Here is a 15,401-nt window from a genome sequence, read left to right as displayed (position 1 = left end):
CCAGATCCGCGCCTCGACGAGGGAGGTACGGGCCAGAGTGGAACATTGCCGTGCCCTTCTACCGCTTGCCTACCGGAGCGGGATCCCGCTGGCGGAGGGCGCCGTGCAGGAAGAGGTCGACCATCAGCCGACGGTCGCCGGACTCCAGGAGCGGCGGCCGACCGAACTGCATCTGCAGGAACACCCCGGCCGCCTGGGCGGGGGAGACGCGGAGCCCGGCCTCGTCCGGTTCGAACAGCTCGATGATCGCCGAGCGGGTCGCCGCCATCGACGCGTCCCGCCCGGACGATCGGTCCTCCGCCGCCGGCACCCTGTCGCGGGGTGGGCGGCGGTTGGGCATGCCCGAGGCGTGGATGGCGGTCATCACCGCCCCCATGCGGCCCAGGTGGGCGTCCAGGGCCTCGGCCGCCTCGACCAGCCGGTCGGCCAGCGGGGCGTCGAGCGGGATGGAGTGGAGTTCGCTGAGCATGGTCTCGGGGTTGAGCGCCTCGGCGATGCAGGCCTGGAGCAGGGCCTCCTTGTCGGCGAAGGCACGGAAGACGGTCGCCTCGCCGATGCCGGCGGCCCGGGCGACCTGGGCGGTGGTGACGGCGCCGCCGAACTCGGCGACCAGGGGCAGGGCGGCCCGGACGATCATGGACCGCCGCTCTTCGGGTGTCATTCCCGGCGCTCGGCGCCGGCCAGCCGGTTCAGTCATGCGCCAACCCTACGGAGTGAGTACTCACTCCGTCGAGCGATTAACCCCAGCGTGCCATTCGAAGAGCAACCACAGCGGTAGTCCTGCGTGCCATTCGAAGAGCAACCACAGCGGTAGTCCTGCGCGCCGTTCGCAGGGCAAGTGCCGCGCGGGCCTGGCACTGCGACAACCAGTGGTAGGCCTGGGCGGTGTTGGAAGGGCAAGTGCCGCGGCGGTCCTACCACTGGCGAAAGCGGTGGTGGAAGGCCTAGAGCTTGGCGCCGAGGTCGACGGCCGGCTTGGGTACGCGCATCCGGCGGAAGGTCAGCCCGCGCATGATGCCGTACAGGGCGAGCGACCCCATCCGCTGCGTCGTCTTGGGGAAACGCTCCTTGACCAGCGCCCGCACCCGTCGCGAGATCAGGAAGCTGTCGATGATCACGCCGACCGCGAGGACGGCCCAGAGCAGGTTGGACGCGAGCTGGACGGCCTGCGGCATCCGGGTCGACGAGCCGATCAGCACGATGATCGCGCCGGCGAAGAACCAGGTGCCCACGGTGCGGCGGCTGTCGACGATATCGCGGACCAGGGCCCGCTCGGGACCGCGGTCGCGGGCCAGCAGGTAACGCTCGTCGCCGGACATGCGGCCCGCGGCGGCCTCGGCGCGCTCCTCGCGGTTGCGCTCACGCATCTGCTTGTACGCTTCGCGCCGGTTGGTCGGCGCGGGCTCGGCCACCCGCCGCTGGCTGCTCGCCCGCTTGGGCGTCGCCTGACCCAGCTCCTTCTTGGAAGGGGTGTAGCTCTTGGGCCGGGCGGGCGCGACAACCTTCGCCTCCACCGACTCGGTGGTGGCGGGGGAGTCTTCGGTCTTGCGACGAAACAGCGAGGGCACGTCATGAAGAGTAACGAAGGGCGGCCCTCATACCGAGAGCCGCCCTCGTCACAGAACGAAATCAGAACAGGATCAGATGCGCTCGACGTGCGCGCCGAGGGCCGAGAGCTTGTCCTCGAAGTGCTCGTACCCGCGGTTGATCAGGTTGACGCCGTAGACCTTGGACGTGCCCTCGGCCGCCAGCGCCGCGATCAGGTGCGCGAAACCGGCCCGCAGGTCGGGGATGACCAGGTCGGCCGCGTGCAGCTTGGACGGGCCGGCGATGACGGCCGAGTGCTTGAAGTTGCGGCGGCCGAAGCGGCAGGGCGTACCGCCGAGGCAGTCGCGGTAGACCTGGACCGTCGCGCCCATCGAGTTCAACGCCTCGGTGTAGCCCAGCCGGTTCTCGTACACCGTCTCGTGGACGATCGACAGCCCGCGGGCCTGGGTCAGGGCGACCACCAAGGGCTGCTGCCAGTCGGTCATGAAGCCGGGGTGCACGTCCGTCTCCAGCGCGACCGCCTGCAGCTCGCCGCCGGGGTGCCAGAACCGGATGCCGCCCTCGTGCGCGGTGACGCCGGGCCGGCCGACCCGCTCGTCGGTGACCTCGAACTCGCCGCCGATCGACCGGAAGACGTTGAGGAACGTCATCATGTCGGCCTGGCGGGCGCCCAGCACCTCGATCTCGCCGCGGGTCGCCAGCGCGGCCGCGGCCCAGCTGGCGGCCTCGATCCGGTCGGGGATCGGGCGGTGGCTGTACCCGTGCAGCTTGGGCACGCCCTGGATCTCGATGACCCGGTCGGTGTGCACCGTGATGATGGCGCCCATCTTTTGCAGCACGCAGATCAGGTCGATGATCTCCGGCTCGATGGCCGCGTTGCGCAGCTCGGTGACGCCCTCGGCGCGGACGGCGGTGAGCAACACCTGCTCGGTGGCGCCGACGCTGGGGAAGGGCAGTTCCAGCTTGGCGCCGTGCAGGCCGTTGGGCGCGCTCAGGTGCATGCCCTCGGGCGCCTTGTCGACGACCGCGCCGAACTCGCGCAGCGCCTGGATGTGGAAGTCGATCGGGCGCGGCCCGATGTGGCAGCCGCCCAGGTCGGGGATGAACGCGTGACCCAGCCGGTGTAGCAGTGGCCCGCAGAGCAGGATCGGGATGCGGCTGGAGCCGGCGTGCACGTTGATCTCGTCGGTGCTGGCGGTCTCGACGTGCGTCGGGTCCATCACCAGCTCACCGTCGTCGGTGCCGTCGCTGACCTTGACACCGTGCAGTTCGAGCAGTCCGCGGACGACCTCCACGTCACGGATGCCCGGTACGTCGAACAGGCGGCTCGGCGACTCGCCCAGCAGGGCGGCCACCATGGCCTTGGAGACCAGATTCTTGGCGCCACGGACCCGGATCTGCCCGTGCAGCGGCGCACCGCCGTGCACAGCCAAGACGTCGTCGGTCAACGGAACCTCCAGAGGGGGCGGCATACCGCCCGGCGGGTATGAGGGGCCCGCAGAGCATAGCCCTGAGTGACAAGGACGGCAGTCACCACAAGCCGCGAGGTGGCACTAATCCCTGATGATTAAGACAACAGAAAGACACACCCGTGCGTACGGGTAACGAGCGCTAACCCTGCGTGATCGTCAGGGGAGGGCCAGCATCTGGTCCAGGGCGACCCGCGCGTGGTGTGCGGTGTCCGCGTCGACCACGATCTGATTGGGCACCCGGCCGGCGACCAGCTCCTCCAGCGCCCACACCAGGTGGGGCAGGTCGATGCGGTTCATCGTCGAGCAGTAGCAGACCGTCCGGTCGAGGAACATGATCTGCTTGTCGGGGTGGGCCAGCGCCATCCGGCGGACCAGATTGAGTTCCGTGCCCACCGCCCAGGCCGAACCGGCCGGCGCCGCCTCCAGCGCCTTGATGATGTATTCGGTCGAGCCGACCTGGTCGGCCGCCCGGACCACCTCGTGCCGGCACTCCGGGTGGACCAGGACATTCACGCCGGGTACGCGTTCGCGCACCTCACGCACGCTGTCGATGGTGAAGCGCCCGTGCACCGAGCAGTGCCCGCGCCACAGGATCATCTTGGCGTTCCGCAGCTGCTCGGCGGTCAGCCCGCCGTTCGGCTTGTGCGGGTCGTAGAGCACGCAGTCGTCGAGCTCGAAGCCCATCTCGAGGACCGCGGTGTTGCGCCCGAGGTGCTGGTCGGGCAGGAAGAAGACCTTGCTGCCCTGCTCGTACGCCCAGGTCAAAGCCCTTTTGGCGTTGGACGACGTGCACACCACGCCCTTGTTGCGCCCGACGAAGCCCTTGATGTCGGCCGAGGAGTTCATGTACGTGACCGGGACGACGTCGGCGGCGATGCCGAGCTCCTCGAACTGTTCCCACGCCGTCTGCACCTGACCGAGCACGGCCATGTCGGCCATCGAGCAGCCGGCGGCCAGGTCGGGCAGCACGACCCGCTGGTCGGGGCCGGTGAGGATGTCGGCGCTCTCGGCCATGAAGTGCACGCCGCAGAAGACGATGAACTCGGCGCTGGGCCTGGCCGCGGCCTCGCGGGCCAGCTTGAACGAGTCGCCGGTGACGTCGGCGAACTGGATGACCTCGTCGCGCTGGTAGTGGTGGCCGAGCACGAAGACGCGGTCGCCCAGCGTCTCCTTGGCCGCGCGGGCCCGCTCGACCAGGCCGGGGTCGCTGGGCGCGGGCAGGTCGCCCGGGCAGTCGACCCCGCGCTCGCTGGCCGGGTCGGTGCCCCGGCCGAGCAGCAGCAGGGCCGTGGCGGTGTTCGAAGGCTCAGTCCAGGTAGACGTCACGAGCCCCATGTTGGCACAGCGTGGCCGCTACCTAACCGTGGTGTTCACCACCTCCGCTGCTGGCGCCCCTGGAGCCGGGCCAGCAGGCGGCGGGCGCGGGCCTGGTTCTCCGGCTTCGCCATCTGGCGCCGGCCCTGCTCGACGATCCGCTGGCCTTGCGGGCCGCGGAGGAACTGCTGCAGTCGCTGCATGAGTGTGGCCATGCACCCACGGTGACACGGATTGCTGAGTGTCGCCTGTACGGTCACTCGCGTGCGCGTACTCATCTGTCCTGACAAGTTCGCCGGAACCCTGTCCGCGCCGGCCGCCGCCGAGGCCGTCGCCGAGGGCTGGCACCAGGCGAAACCGGACGACGAGACGGTGTCGCGCCCGCTGGCCGACGGCGGTCCCGGCTTCGTCGAGGTGCTCGCCGCGGCGATCGAGGGTGCCAACCGGCTGCCCGTGCGGACCGTGGATCCGCTGGGGCGGCCGGTGCCGGGCGAGGTGCTGGTGGCCGGGCGTACGGCGTACGTGGAAAGCGCCCAAGCCTGCGGCCTGCACCTGCTGAAGGAAGAAGAGCGCAACCCCGGCCAAGCCTCCTCGTACGGCCTGGGCCTGCTGATCGCGGCCGCCGCCGAGGCCGGAGCGACCGAGGTCGTCGTCGGGCTGGGTGGTTCCGCCACCAACGACGCCGGCGCCGGGATGCTCGCCGCCCTCGGCGCCGGCCCGGTCGACGTGGCCGGCTACGCCCTCCCGTACGGCGGCGCGGCCCTGATCTCGGCCGACAAGCTGTCCGGCACGCCACACCTGCGCCCGATCCAGCTGGTCGCCGCCACCGACGTCGACAACCCACTGACCGGCCTGCACGGCGCCACCAGCGTCTTCGGCCCGCAGAAGGGCGCCTCCCGCGAGGACGTGCTGCGCCTGGACGCCGCCCTCGACCACTTCGCCGGCGTCCTCGAACGCGACCTCGGCGTGCGGGATCTCCGGACCGTCCCCGGCGGCGGCGCGGCGGGCGGACTCGGTGCCGCGCTGATCGCCCTCGGCGGCCGCGTGGTGTCCGGTATCGGCCTGGTCACCGCGGCGATCGGGCTGGAGGCTGAGCTCGACCGGGCCGACCTGGTGATCACCGGCGAGGGCTCGTTCGACCACCAGAGCCTGCGCGGCAAGGTGGCCGCCGGGGTGGCCAACGGCGCCCGTGACCGCGGCCTGGCCTGCGTGGTGGTGGCCGGCCGGGTGGAAACCGGCATGCGTGAGGCGGCGGCGGCCGGTGTGACCGAGACGCACTCGCTGGTCGAGCATTTCGGCAGCACCGAGCAGGCCTTGGCCGAGCCCGCCCGTGGGCTGCGTGAGATCGGTGCCCGTTTGGCGGGACAATGGAGCAGGTGATCCCGGTGATCCGGGTCTCCGAAGCCTGGTCTCACGTTCGTATGTGAGGCGCGTCTCCTGGTGGCGAATTTGAGACTGGGCTTCGATTGGGAATCTTCCCGGACAGGGTTAGCGTTAGCTGTTGACGGCAGTACAGTCCAGCAAGCTGGGAGATCCGCAGTGACCACTGAAGCGCATACCGAGTCGACCGAGGCCACCACGGCCGCGCCGACCGGCGTCCTCCTGACCGACGTTGCCGCTGTCAAGGTCAAGGCCCTGATCGAGCAGGAAGGGCGCGACGACCTGCGCCTGCGCATCGCCGTGCAGCCCGGTGGCTGCTCCGGCCTGCGCTACCAGCTCTTCTTCGACGAGCGTTCGCTGGACGGTGACATCGTCGCCGACTTCAACGGCGTCGAGGTCGTGGTCGACCGGATGAGCTCGCCGTACCTCGCCGGTGCGACGATCGACTTCGCCGACCGGATCGACGCTCAGGGCTTCACCATCGACAACCCGAACGCGCAGAACTCCTGCGCCTGTGGTGACTCGTTCCACTGACAGCTCGAACATGACAAGGCCGCTCTCCTGAGGGAGTGCGGCCTTCGTCGTGCCGGTAGGCTCATCGGGCAACCCCCCGTTCACTACATCGAGGGCCGACATGAAGATCGCCGTTACCGGCTCGATCGCCACCGACCATCTGATGCACTTCCCTGGTCGCTTCGCCGAGTCCCTGATCGCCGACCAGCTGCACAAGGTGTCGCTGTCGTTCCTGGTCGACGACCTGGTGGTTCGCCGCGGCGGGGTGGCGCCCAACATCGCGTACGGGATGGGCCGTCTCGGTCTTGCCCCGATCCTGGTGGGCGCGGTCGGCGCTGACTTCGCCGACTACCGCTCGTGGCTCGAGCGGCACGGGGTGGATTGCGGCTCGGTGCACATCAGCGAGGTCGCACACACCGCGCGCTTCGTCTGCACCACCGACGACGACCTCAACCAGATCGCCTCGTTCTACGCCGGGGCGATGTCCGAGGCCCGCAGCATCGAGCTCGGCCCGGTGGCCGCCCGCGCCGGCGGCCTCGACCTGGTGCTGATCAGCGCCAACGACCCGGCCGCGATGCTGCGCCACTCGCAGGAGTGCCGCGACCGCGGGCTGGCCTTCGCCGCCGACCCGTCGCAGCAGCTGGCCCGCATGGACGGCAGTGACGTCATGGCCTTGATCAAGGGGGCCGACTACCTGCTGACCAACGACTACGAGCGCTCCATGCTCGAGACCAAGGCCGGGCTGACCAGCGACGAGGTGCTCGACCAGGTCAAGATCCGGATCACCACGCTGGGCAAGGACGGCGCGGAGATCACCGGGCACGGCATCGACCGGATCCACGTGCCGGTGGTCCCCGACGTCACCGCCACCGACCCGACCGGGGTCGGCGACGGCTTCCGGGCCGGGTTCTTCGCCGGCCTCAGCTGGGGGCTCGGCCTGGAACGCTCCGCGCAGGTCGGCTCGCTGGTGGCGGCCCTGGTGCTGGAATCGGCCGGCGGCCAGGAGTACGACGTACGGTCCGAGGACTTCGCCAAGCGGTTCACCAGCGCGTACGGCGCCGACGCGGCCGCCGAGATCGTCCCGCACCTGCCGGCCTGACCCGCGACATGACCGTGCTGGCGGTGTTCGCCGGGCTGCCCGGGGTCGGCAAGAGCACGCTCGCCGCCCGGGTGGCGAGCGCCCTGCCGGCCACGGTGCTGGCCGTGGACACCGTCGACTTCGCCATGCAGCGATACTCCGTGACCGAGCCGCGGCCCGGGTTCGCGGCCTACGGCGTGGTGGCCGCCCTGGCCGAGGAGCAACTCCGGATCGGGCACAGCGTGATCATCGACGCGGTGAACCCGGTCCGGGCCGCCCGGCAGCTCTGGGTCGACCTGGCCGAGCGGGCGGACGTGCCGCTGCGGGTGGTCGAGGTGGTGTGCGGGGATGACGCCGAACACCGCCGCCGGGTCGAGGCGCGGTTCGCGGCCCGCGACCACGACGGCGTCCCCGACTGGGTGCGGGTGCTCGAACGGCAGGCCGAGTGGGAGCCATACCTGGGACCGCGCCTGGTCGTCGACACGTTCCTCGCGTCCGAGCCGGTCGCGCCCGTCACGGCGTACCTCAGGCCTGCTTCCACAGTCATTCCCGAGGCGTGACCTCGCGAGGCGACTGTGGAAGTGGGCCATCACTGATTTTTCGTACCTCAAAGGCGTTTTCGGCTGTTTCGCCCAGGAACTCCTGGCCCTTCAAGCGGCACCACGCGGGAATGTCATTCGCCGCGGCCGGGTCGTCGGCCAGGACCCGGACCTCCGTTCCCACCTCCGCGTTCTTGAGCAGGCGGGCCAGCGCGATCACCGGCAGTGGGCAGCGCTGACCCAGGCAGTCGATCTCGATCACATCCCCGCCTCCGCCCGGATCCCGGTGACCAGCCCCGGCAGCACCGACAGGAAGCGGTCCACCTCGCCGGCCGTCGTGCCCCGGTGCAGCGACACCCGCACGTTGCCGTGGCTGAGCACGCCCATCGCCTCCAGCACATGGCTCGGCTGCAGCGTCGACGCCGTACAGGACGAACCGGACGACACCGCGAACCCGGCCCGGTCCAGCGCGTGCAACAGCGCCTCGCCGTCCACGTACAGGCAGGAAAAAGTGACCAGGTGCGGCAGCCGATTGTCCGGATCGCCCACCACCTCGACGTCCGGCACGGTCCGGGCCACCTCCGCGCGGATCCGCTCGACCAGCGCCGACAGCCGCTTCGCCTCGGCGTCGGCCTCCTCCACGACCGCGCGCAGCGAGGCCGCGGCCGCGACGATGGCCGGGATGTCGGCCGCGCCCGGCGGTTGAGGGCGATAAAGATCATCCATGGGGTACGGCGACCGCCAGCGCACCCCCTTCCGCACCACGAGCAGGCCCACCCCGGGCGGCCCGCCCCACTTGTGCGCACTGGCGGTGAGCATCGACCAGCCCTCCGGCACCGGCGCCCGGCCCAGCGTCTGAGCCGCGTCGACCAGCAGTGGAACCCCCGCCTCGGCGCAGTAGGCACCGGCCACCTCGACCGGCTGCACCGTGCCGACCTCGTGGCTGGCGCTGATCAGCGCGGCCAGCGCCACCCCCGGCGCCGACACCGCCCGGTCCCACGCCTCCAGGTCGAGCCGGCCGAGCAGATCGACCGGCACCGACGCCGCGTCGCCGTGCCGGGCGGCGATGTGCAGGACCGCCGAGTGCTCGATGGCCGAATGCACCAGCGACTTCTTCTGAGGGCGCCCGGCCAGGCCGCCCAGGACGCCGGCGTGCAACGCGGCGGTACCCGACGGCCAGAAGGAGAGCTCGTCCGGGCGTACCTCGAGACACTCGGCCACCGCGCCCTGGGCCGCCTCGAGCAGCAGGCGGGCCCGGCGGCCGCTGGTATAGAGCCGGTCCGGGTCCGCCCAGCCGTCGTCCAGGGCCGCATGCCAGGCCTCACGGGCCACAGGGTGCAGGGGGGCTGCGGTCGCGGCGTCGAAGTACGACGCCGCACCGTTCGGATCGGCGGAGTTTTCCACCTGGGAAACGGTATCGTCCGGTTGTTGAAGGTAGGCGCCGGGCGCGAGTCGGAGGTTCTCTGCGGTGTGTGTCGGAGGTCTGCTCCAGCGTGAGTCGGAGGTCTGCTCCAGCGTGAGTCGGTGGTCTCTCCCGCGCGTGTCGGAGGTCGCGAAGATCGGACCCCGGGCCGGGACGGTAGGGCCAGGTCGAGTAATGTGCGACCGTCGGTAACGCCTGGGCGTCGGTGTCCGGTTCGGCACGCGGGACGGCGCTGATTGGGAGGCATGGAACACGTGGGCGTAAAGAGTAGGGCCGCTCGGCCACGGGCCGCCCGGATCGCCGGGCTCGGCGCCGCGGCGGTCGGTCTGCTGACGCTTCTGTCCGGCTGCTCGCTGGAGGGTTTCGGCAGCGCCTTCGGCCACTTCGGCTGGCCGGGCCCGGGCGTGAGCCTGCAGGCCCACAAGATGTACGACCTGTGGATCGGCTCGGTCATCGCCGCGCTGGTGGTCGGCTTCTTCGTGTGGGGCCTGATCTTCTGGTGCATCATCCGGTACCGCAAGCGTGGCGACGAGCTGCCCGTGCAGACCCGGTTCAACATGCCGATGGAAGTCCTCTACACGGTCACGCCGGTGCTGATCGTGGCGGTGCTCTTCTACTACACCGCGATCGTGCAGACCGACGTCGACAAGCTCTCACGCAACCCCGACCAGGTCGTCGAGGTCGTCGCGTTCAAGTGGAACTGGCAGTTCAACTACCGCGACGGGCTGGGCAAGGACGCCAACACGGTGACCTCCACGCTCGGCTCCGACGACCAGATCCCGCTGCTCGTGCTCCCCACCGATCGCAAGATCCGGTTCGAGGAGACCAGCCCCGACGTCATCCACTCGTTCTGGGTGCCCGAGCTGCTGTTCAAGCGCGACGTGTTCCCCGGCAACGTCCGCAACCAGTTCGAGGTCACGCTGGACAAGGAAGGCCGCTACGTCGGCCACTGCGCCGAGCTCTGCGGCACCTACCACGCCTTCATGAACTTCGAGATGGTCGTGGTCTCGCCGCAGCGCTTCGACCAGTTCCTCCAGGCCAAGAAGGACGGCAAGGACACCGCGGAGGCGATGGAGGCGATCGGCTTCACCGGCAAGGAACGGTACGCCGTGACCACCCAGCCGTTCGACACCCGCCGGCACGGCAACAACTGGAACCAGTCCGGCCAGACGCAGATCACCGCCGGAAAGTAAGGATCTGAGTTGAAGACCGAATACAAGATCTTCGCGGGCGTCGCCGTCTTCCTCTTCGCCGCGGCGGCCGTCTACGGCACCTGGACCCACAACGCCAGCGGCGGCGTCGAGTGGATCGGCACGGTCGCGCTGATCATCTCGGGCCTGCTCTGCACGATGTGCGGCGGCTTCTTCTGGTTCGTCTCCCGCCGCATCGACCTCCGCCCGGAAGACCGCGAGGACGGCGAGATCGCCGAGGGCGCGGGCGAGATCGGCTTCTTCAGCCCCGGCAGCTACTGGCCGTTCGGGGTGGCGCTGTCCGCCTCGATCGCCGGCCTCGGCCTGGTGTTCTGGATGTGGTGGCTGATCGCCCTGGGTCTGATCCTGGTCATCTTCTCGGCGTCCTCAATGATCTTCGAGTACTACACGGGCACCCGCCACCCCGCCGAACACTGACCCCAGCCCCAACGTCTCCAGGCCCGCGCTCCCCGAGCGCGGGCCTTTCGTTTCCCCCAGCGCTGCCCGCCGGCCGCTCCCGCCCCTGCCTACCGCCCGCGTGGTCGGTGGTAGCTCCTGGCGGTGGCGCGCTAGCCGTACCGGCCCTGCCTACCGCCCGCGTGGTCGGTGGTAGCTCGTGGCGGTGGCGCGCTGGCCGTGCCCGCTCCTGCCTACCGCCCGCGTGCTCAGTGGTAGCTCCTGGCGGTGGCCTGGGGCTACCACCCGTGGGGTCGGTGGTGGCCCTTGATGGTGGCGCGCTGGCTGTGGCCGCTTCTACCTAATACTCGGGCGGTCAGTGGTAGCCCTTGGCGGTGGCACGCCGGCTGTGGCCGCTTCTGCCTACCACTCTTGAGGCCGGGCTGACGGGAGTGCCGGGAGTGGGCGATCAGGGCGCCTGGTGCACTTGGGTTGGGCTCGGGCCCCTCGGTGCCGGCGGCGACCACGGCTCGACTAGGCGGCGCGGCGCTGTTGGGGTGCTACGCCACGGAAGCGGCGGACCCGTAGTGAAAGCGGGAAGAGCATCTCGGCGGCGCCGCAGCGGGTGCACAGGAGTTCGGGGCAGTCGTCCTCGTGCCCGTCCGGGCACGGCGGGACCTCGAACATCATGTCGCGGTCGCAGATGACGCAGCGCAGTTCGCGTTCCTCCACGGGTGGCTCCTCTCTTCGTCGGAAGGTGGAATTCCCCGGTTCTCTCCCCGACGCTGCCACGAACCGCAGGTGAAGCGTGGTATGCGCCCCGGCGTGTCTCGTGTTTGCTACCTCACGCCCGCCCGTCCGCACCCGCTCTCGGCCTGCCATACCCTTGGTTCCGCGCCCGTGGCCGCGCTTTCGCGCCCGTGGCCGCGCCCGTTGTGCTCGCGCCCGTTGTGCTCGCGCCCGTTGTGCTCGCACCGGGTCATCGCGCTCACAGCTGCGCCTCTCGCGCCAGCGCCATTCCACGCTCGCGCGGTCAGTGGTAGCCCTTGGCGGTGGCACGCCGGCCGCACCTGCCTGGCCGCACCTGCCCCTGCCTGCCACTCGCTCGCACCAGCGCCTTGCGTGATCCGACCAGCGACCTCCGTGCTAGCGCCAGCGCATTTGCGTCAGCGTGCGGCGTGCGGCGTGCGGCGCGCCTGAGCGTGCGGCGCGCCTAATCGTGCGGCGCGCCTAATCGTGCCCGCCGGGCTGGTGGGCGACAGGCCGGCCGCTTCTCTCGGTCGCGGGGCGGTGTCAGGCCTCGGCGGCCTTGGCGGCCTTCGCGACCGTGACCCAGCGGTCGAGGAGGGCCGTGGCGGCGCCCGTGTCGACCGTCTCGGCGGCGCGGGTCAGGCCGGCCCGGAGCGTCTCGCGGAAGTCGCCCGGCAGGCCGGCGTGGGCGGCCAGCGCCAGGGACGCGTTGAGCAGCACTGCGTCGCGGACGGGGCCCGGCTCGCCGGCGAACATGCGGCGGGCCGCGTCGGCGTTGAAGGCCGGGTCGCCGCCGCGCAGGTCGCCGGGCTTGCTGCGGGGGAGGCCGAGCTCGGTCGAGTCGACCACGGTCTCCTCGACCTTGCCGTCGCGGGCCAGCCACACCCGGGTGGGCGCGGCGGTGGTGAACTCGTCCAGGCCGTCCTCACCGCGTACCACAACAGCGCTGTCGCCTCGCCGCGCGAACACCTCGGCCATCACGGGGGCCATGCGCAGGTCGAAGCAGCCGACCGCGGCCGAGTGCGGGCGGGCCGGGTTGGTCAGCGGGCCCAGGAAGTTGAAGAACGTGGGTACGCCGAGCTCGCGGCGGGTGACCGAGGCGTGCCGCATGCCGGGGTGGTAGCGACCGGCGAAGCAGAAACCGATGCCGGCCTCGGCGACCGTGCGGGCGACGCCGCGTGGGCCCAGGTCGAGCGGGATGCCGAAGCGTTCCAGCAGGTCGGCGGTGCCGCACTTGGAGGAGGCGGCTCGGTTGCCGTGCTTGACCACGCGCACGCCGGCGGCGGCCACGATGATCGCGGCCATGGTCGAGATGTTCACGGTGTGGGCCCGGTCGCCGCCGGTGCCGACCACGTCGACCGCGTCGGCCCGGACGTCGTCGGGCAGGTCGACCAGCGTGGCGGCGGTCAGCATGGCCTCGACCAGGCCGGCGATCTCGCCCGGCGTCTCGCCCTTGGCCCGCAGTGCCATGGCCAGGCCGGCGACCTGGACGGGGGTGGCGTTGCCGGCCATGATCTCGCCCATCGCCCAGGCGGTGTCGGCGGTGTCCAGTTCCTGGCCGGCCAGGACGTTACTCAGAAGGTGGGGCCAGGTGCGGTCGGCCATGCCGGCTCAGTCCAGCTTGCCCAGCGTGCCCAGGGGGATCGCGCCGTTGCGGCGGGCCCGGAGCATGCCGGCGATGGTCTGCCCGGTGGTGACCGGGTCGAGCGGGTAGAGCAGGGTGGCGTCGACCTGCGCGTAGGCGGCCAGCCAGCGGTCGGCCGCCCGGGCGATCACCACGCAGGTGGGCGGCGGGTCGGCGTACTCGTCCTTGGTCTGCCGGGCGATGCCGAGGCCGCCGGCGGGGGAGGCCTCGCCGTCCAGGATCATCAGGTCGATCTCGTACGTGTCGAGCAGGTTGCGGCAGTCCTCCCAGGTCGACGCGTCGGTGAACTCGATCGACAGGTCGGCCGCGGGCCGGGGGCCGATGGCCAGCCGGATCTTGTCGCGCACGGCGGCGTCGTCGCTGTAGAGCAGGACGGTGTACTTGTCGCTCATGTGTTCCCGCGCTCCCAGGGTCGTTAGCTGCAAGCAGATGGTAGCGAATCGGCTAATCAGCCGAGGGCTCCGGTCCTCTCGAGGCGGCGGTGGCCTCCTCGCGGTCGAGTTGCCGGTCGATGCGGCGCGCCTCACGTTCCGACTGCTTGATCCACTGCAACACCAGGATGCCCAGCATCGTGACGCTCACCACCTCACCCCCGGCCCACAGGATGCCACCGGCCACGACCTGGTCGTTCTTGGGATCGGCCCAGGTCAGGGCCAGGTTGGGGTACCAGTCGCCGCCCAGCAGCGTGGTGCTCTGCATGATCGTCAGGCCGAGGACGGTGTGGAACGGGACGCTCAGCACCATCAGCAGCGCCCGGCCCGGGTAGGGCCAACGGTTGGGCAGCGGGTCCAGCCCGAGCAGCGGCCAGAAGAACAGGCAGCCGGTCAGGATGAAGTGCATGTGGACCAGTTCGTGCAGCCAGGCGTGTTCGAGCGTGGCGCGGTAGAGGCCGGTGAAGTAGAGGACGAACGGGTTGGCCACGAACAGGCCGAAGGCGACCAGCGGGAAGGTGATCACCGCGGCCGGGCGGCTGTGCAGGACGGCCAGCAGCGTCTTGCGGGGCCGGGCTGTGGCCGTACGCAGAAAAAGCGTCACCGGCGCACCCAGCGCGAGGAAGATCGGCCCCACCATGGACAGCACCATGTGCTGGACCATGTGCACCGACAGCAGGGTGGTGTCGTACGCCTCGACGCCGCTGACCGTGACCGCCGCGATCGAGCCGAGCCCGCCCAGCAGGAAGGCCACCGTGCGTCCGGCCGGCCAGGCGTCCCCGCGCTGCCGCAGCCGCCACACGCCGTACAGGTAGAGCGCGGCCGCGATCAGCAGGAACAGCGCGATCAGGCTGGCCAGGTGGACCTGGGTGAAGATCGCGCCGACCGTGAACGGGGGAGGGAGAGTATCCCCCGCGCCGGGGAGTGGAGCAGGCGTTTCGGCGAAGTGCACTGTTCGAGGCTAGGCCTTCCGCTCTGGTGATCGTTATACCGGGGCGCGACACACGCCGGATTAGGCCCCCCGCGACATGTTGTCCTGATCGCGGGGCAATAATGAGCCCGTGACTGCGGCTTCAGCCATCGACAAGAGCAGGATTCACTCGCTGACCCGACCCAACATGGTCAGCGTGGGGACCATCGTGTGGCTCTCCAGCGAGCTCATGTTCTTCGCGGCGCTGTTCGCGATGTACTTCTCCATCCGGGCGGCGGACTACAGCCTGTGGGAGAAGCACACCGAGGCGTTGAACATCCCGTACGCGACGACCTTCACCGTGATCCTGGTGCTGTCGTCGGTCACCTGCCAGCTGGGTGTCTTCGCGGCGGAGAAGGGCGACGTGTTCGGGCTGCGACGCTGGTTCACGATCACCTTCGTGATGGGCCTGATCTTCGTGCTCGGCCAGGCCAACGAGTACCGCAACCTGGTCACCCACGAGGGCATCACGCTGCAGGCCGACGGCTACGGCTCGATGTTCTACCTGACCACGGGCTTCCACGGCCTGCACGTGACCGGCGGTCTGATCGCCTTCATCGTCTACATGATCAGGACGACCATGGGCAAGTTCACGCCGGCCCAGGCGACCTCGGCCATCGTGGTCTCGTATTACTGGCACTTCGTGGACGTCGTGTGGATCGCCCTGTTCGCGATGATCTATTGGCTGCAGTGACCATGGACCCTCGCCCGCCCGTCCGTGAGCAAGGTTCGACACAAGAGGACACCCGCAG

The 15,401-nt window shown here is 70.3% G+C and carries 18 protein-coding genes; 7 read left to right on the top strand and 11 right to left on the bottom strand.

The window, feature by feature from the left end; genetic code table 11:
* Positions 1-58 precede the first annotated feature (58 nt).
* The 5 genes from ACGFIO_RS30000 to ACGFIO_RS29980 all read right to left on the bottom strand — a co-directional run bounded on the left by ACGFIO_RS30000 (position 59) and on the right by ACGFIO_RS29980 (position 4,549).
* A complete protein-coding gene (locus ACGFIO_RS30000; RefSeq protein ID WP_392830884.1) occupies positions 59-697 on the bottom strand; it encodes a TetR/AcrR family transcriptional regulator in 639 nt (212 codons plus the stop codon).
* Between the two features lie 247 nt (positions 698-944).
* Positions 945-1,568 carry a DUF3043 domain-containing protein gene (locus tag ACGFIO_RS29995; RefSeq protein WP_392830882.1) on the bottom strand — a complete coding sequence of 208 codons (624 nt, stop codon included), beginning with the start codon at positions 1,566-1,568 and terminating at the stop codon, positions 945-947.
* Positions 1,569-1,640: 72 nt separating this feature from the next.
* Positions 1,641-2,996 carry a UDP-N-acetylglucosamine 1-carboxyvinyltransferase gene (gene murA / locus ACGFIO_RS29990; RefSeq protein ID WP_392830880.1) on the bottom strand — a complete coding sequence of 452 codons (1,356 nt, stop codon included), beginning with the start codon at positions 2,994-2,996 and terminating at the stop codon, positions 1,641-1,643.
* A gap of 180 nt (positions 2,997-3,176) precedes the next feature.
* On the bottom strand, positions 3,177-4,346 hold the full coding sequence (gene nadA / locus ACGFIO_RS29985) for a quinolinate synthase NadA (RefSeq protein ID WP_392830877.1): 1,170 nt from the start codon (positions 4,344-4,346) through the stop codon (positions 3,177-3,179).
* A gap of 44 nt (positions 4,347-4,390) precedes the next feature.
* Positions 4,391-4,549 (bottom strand): hypothetical protein, encoded by a 159-nt coding sequence (locus ACGFIO_RS29980; protein ID WP_392830875.1) that lies wholly within the window; start codon positions 4,547-4,549, stop codon positions 4,391-4,393.
* A gap of 49 nt (positions 4,550-4,598) precedes the next feature.
* Between ACGFIO_RS29980 and ACGFIO_RS29975 the strand changes: the two genes are divergently transcribed.
* The 4 genes from ACGFIO_RS29975 to ACGFIO_RS29960 all read left to right on the top strand — a co-directional run bounded on the left by ACGFIO_RS29975 (position 4,599) and on the right by ACGFIO_RS29960 (position 7,865).
* Positions 4,599-5,714, top strand: coding sequence for a glycerate kinase (locus tag ACGFIO_RS29975; protein ID WP_392830872.1), 1,116 nt, complete (start codon positions 4,599-4,601; stop codon positions 5,712-5,714).
* 159 nt (positions 5,715-5,873) lie between these two features.
* Entirely contained in the window at positions 5,874-6,248 is a 375-nt protein-coding gene (erpA, locus tag ACGFIO_RS29970; RefSeq protein ID WP_392830871.1) for an iron-sulfur cluster insertion protein ErpA, read from the top strand.
* A gap of 100 nt (positions 6,249-6,348) precedes the next feature.
* Positions 6,349-7,326, top strand: a complete 978-nt coding sequence (locus ACGFIO_RS29965) for a carbohydrate kinase family protein (protein WP_392830868.1) — start codon at positions 6,349-6,351, stop codon at positions 7,324-7,326.
* An 8-nt stretch (positions 7,327-7,334) separates the two neighbouring features.
* Positions 7,335-7,865, top strand: coding sequence for an AAA family ATPase (locus tag ACGFIO_RS29960; protein WP_392830866.1), 531 nt, complete (start codon positions 7,335-7,337; stop codon positions 7,863-7,865).
* Here the strand turns inward: ACGFIO_RS29960 and ACGFIO_RS29955 are convergent.
* The gene (locus ACGFIO_RS29955) at positions 7,849-8,106 is read right to left on the bottom strand and encodes a sulfurtransferase TusA family protein (RefSeq protein ID WP_392830863.1); all 258 of its coding nucleotides are present in this window, start codon (positions 8,104-8,106) and stop codon (positions 7,849-7,851) included. The two genes, ACGFIO_RS29960 and ACGFIO_RS29955, sit on opposite strands and share 17 nt — an antisense overlap.
* Positions 8,103-9,248 (bottom strand): cysteine desulfurase family protein, encoded by a 1,146-nt coding sequence (locus ACGFIO_RS29950; RefSeq protein ID WP_392830860.1) that lies wholly within the window; start codon positions 9,246-9,248, stop codon positions 8,103-8,105. The genes ACGFIO_RS29955 and ACGFIO_RS29950 overlap by 4 nt, the downstream gene beginning before the upstream one ends.
* 264 nt (positions 9,249-9,512) lie before the next feature.
* Between ACGFIO_RS29950 and coxB the strand changes: the two genes are divergently transcribed.
* Together coxB and ACGFIO_RS29940 are read left to right on the top strand one after the other, a co-directional pair.
* Positions 9,513-10,460 (top strand): cytochrome c oxidase subunit II, encoded by a 948-nt coding sequence (gene coxB, locus ACGFIO_RS29945; protein WP_392830856.1) that lies wholly within the window; start codon positions 9,513-9,515, stop codon positions 10,458-10,460.
* Between the two features lie 9 nt (positions 10,461-10,469).
* Positions 10,470-10,895, top strand: coding sequence for a cytochrome c oxidase subunit 4 (locus ACGFIO_RS29940; RefSeq protein WP_392830853.1), 426 nt, complete (start codon positions 10,470-10,472; stop codon positions 10,893-10,895).
* A gap of 492 nt (positions 10,896-11,387) precedes the next feature.
* Here ACGFIO_RS29940 and ACGFIO_RS29935 read toward each other — a convergent pair whose 3' ends face one another.
* The 4 genes from ACGFIO_RS29935 to ACGFIO_RS29920 all read right to left on the bottom strand — a co-directional run bounded on the left by ACGFIO_RS29935 (position 11,388) and on the right by ACGFIO_RS29920 (position 14,631).
* Positions 11,388-11,585, bottom strand: coding sequence for a hypothetical protein (locus ACGFIO_RS29935; protein WP_392830851.1), 198 nt, complete (start codon positions 11,583-11,585; stop codon positions 11,388-11,390).
* Between the two features lie 561 nt (positions 11,586-12,146).
* On the bottom strand, positions 12,147-13,208 hold the full coding sequence (gene trpD, locus ACGFIO_RS29930; protein WP_392830848.1) for an anthranilate phosphoribosyltransferase: 1,062 nt from the start codon (positions 13,206-13,208) through the stop codon (positions 12,147-12,149).
* A gap of 6 nt (positions 13,209-13,214) precedes the next feature.
* The gene (locus tag ACGFIO_RS29925; RefSeq protein WP_392830845.1) at positions 13,215-13,640 is read right to left on the bottom strand and encodes a hypothetical protein; all 426 of its coding nucleotides are present in this window, start codon (positions 13,638-13,640) and stop codon (positions 13,215-13,217) included.
* A 52-nt stretch (positions 13,641-13,692) separates the two neighbouring features.
* Positions 13,693-14,631, bottom strand: a complete 939-nt coding sequence (locus ACGFIO_RS29920; protein ID WP_392830842.1) for a cytochrome c oxidase assembly protein — start codon at positions 14,629-14,631, stop codon at positions 13,693-13,695.
* A gap of 109 nt (positions 14,632-14,740) precedes the next feature.
* Between ACGFIO_RS29920 and ACGFIO_RS29915 the strand changes: the two genes are divergently transcribed.
* Positions 14,741-15,343, top strand: coding sequence for a heme-copper oxidase subunit III (locus tag ACGFIO_RS29915; RefSeq protein ID WP_392830839.1), 603 nt, complete (start codon positions 14,741-14,743; stop codon positions 15,341-15,343).
* The last annotated feature ends 58 nt before the right edge of the window (positions 15,344-15,401 follow it).

Source organism: Actinoplanes sp. NPDC049265, from assembly GCF_043197135.1.
Classification (GTDB): domain Bacteria; phylum Actinomycetota; class Actinomycetes; order Mycobacteriales; family Micromonosporaceae; genus Actinoplanes.
The sequence above is the reverse complement of the archived record's forward strand: the minus strand, read 5'-3'. Positions and strand labels throughout refer to the sequence as shown.

Excerpts from the sequence above, each read along its gene's own strand:
- coxB (WP_392830856.1), top strand. The coding sequence starts at position 9,513 with ATGGAACACGTGGGCGTAAAGAGTAGGGCCGCTCGGCCACGGGCCGCC.
- ACGFIO_RS29980 (WP_392830875.1), bottom strand. The coding sequence starts at position 4,549 with ATGGCCACACTCATGCAGCGACTGCAGCAGTTCCTCCGCGGCCCGCAA.
- trpD (WP_392830848.1), bottom strand. The coding sequence starts at position 13,208 with ATGGCCGACCGCACCTGGCCCCACCTTCTGAGTAACGTCCTGGCCGGC.
- ACGFIO_RS29965 (WP_392830868.1), top strand. The coding sequence starts at position 6,349 with ATGAAGATCGCCGTTACCGGCTCGATCGCCACCGACCATCTGATGCAC.
- ACGFIO_RS29960 (WP_392830866.1), top strand. The coding sequence starts at position 7,335 with ATGACCGTGCTGGCGGTGTTCGCCGGGCTGCCCGGGGTCGGCAAGAGC.
- ACGFIO_RS30000 (WP_392830884.1), bottom strand. The coding sequence starts at position 697 with ATGACTGAACCGGCTGGCCGGCGCCGAGCGCCGGGAATGACACCCGAA.
- ACGFIO_RS29925 (WP_392830845.1), bottom strand. The coding sequence starts at position 13,640 with ATGAGCGACAAGTACACCGTCCTGCTCTACAGCGACGACGCCGCCGTG.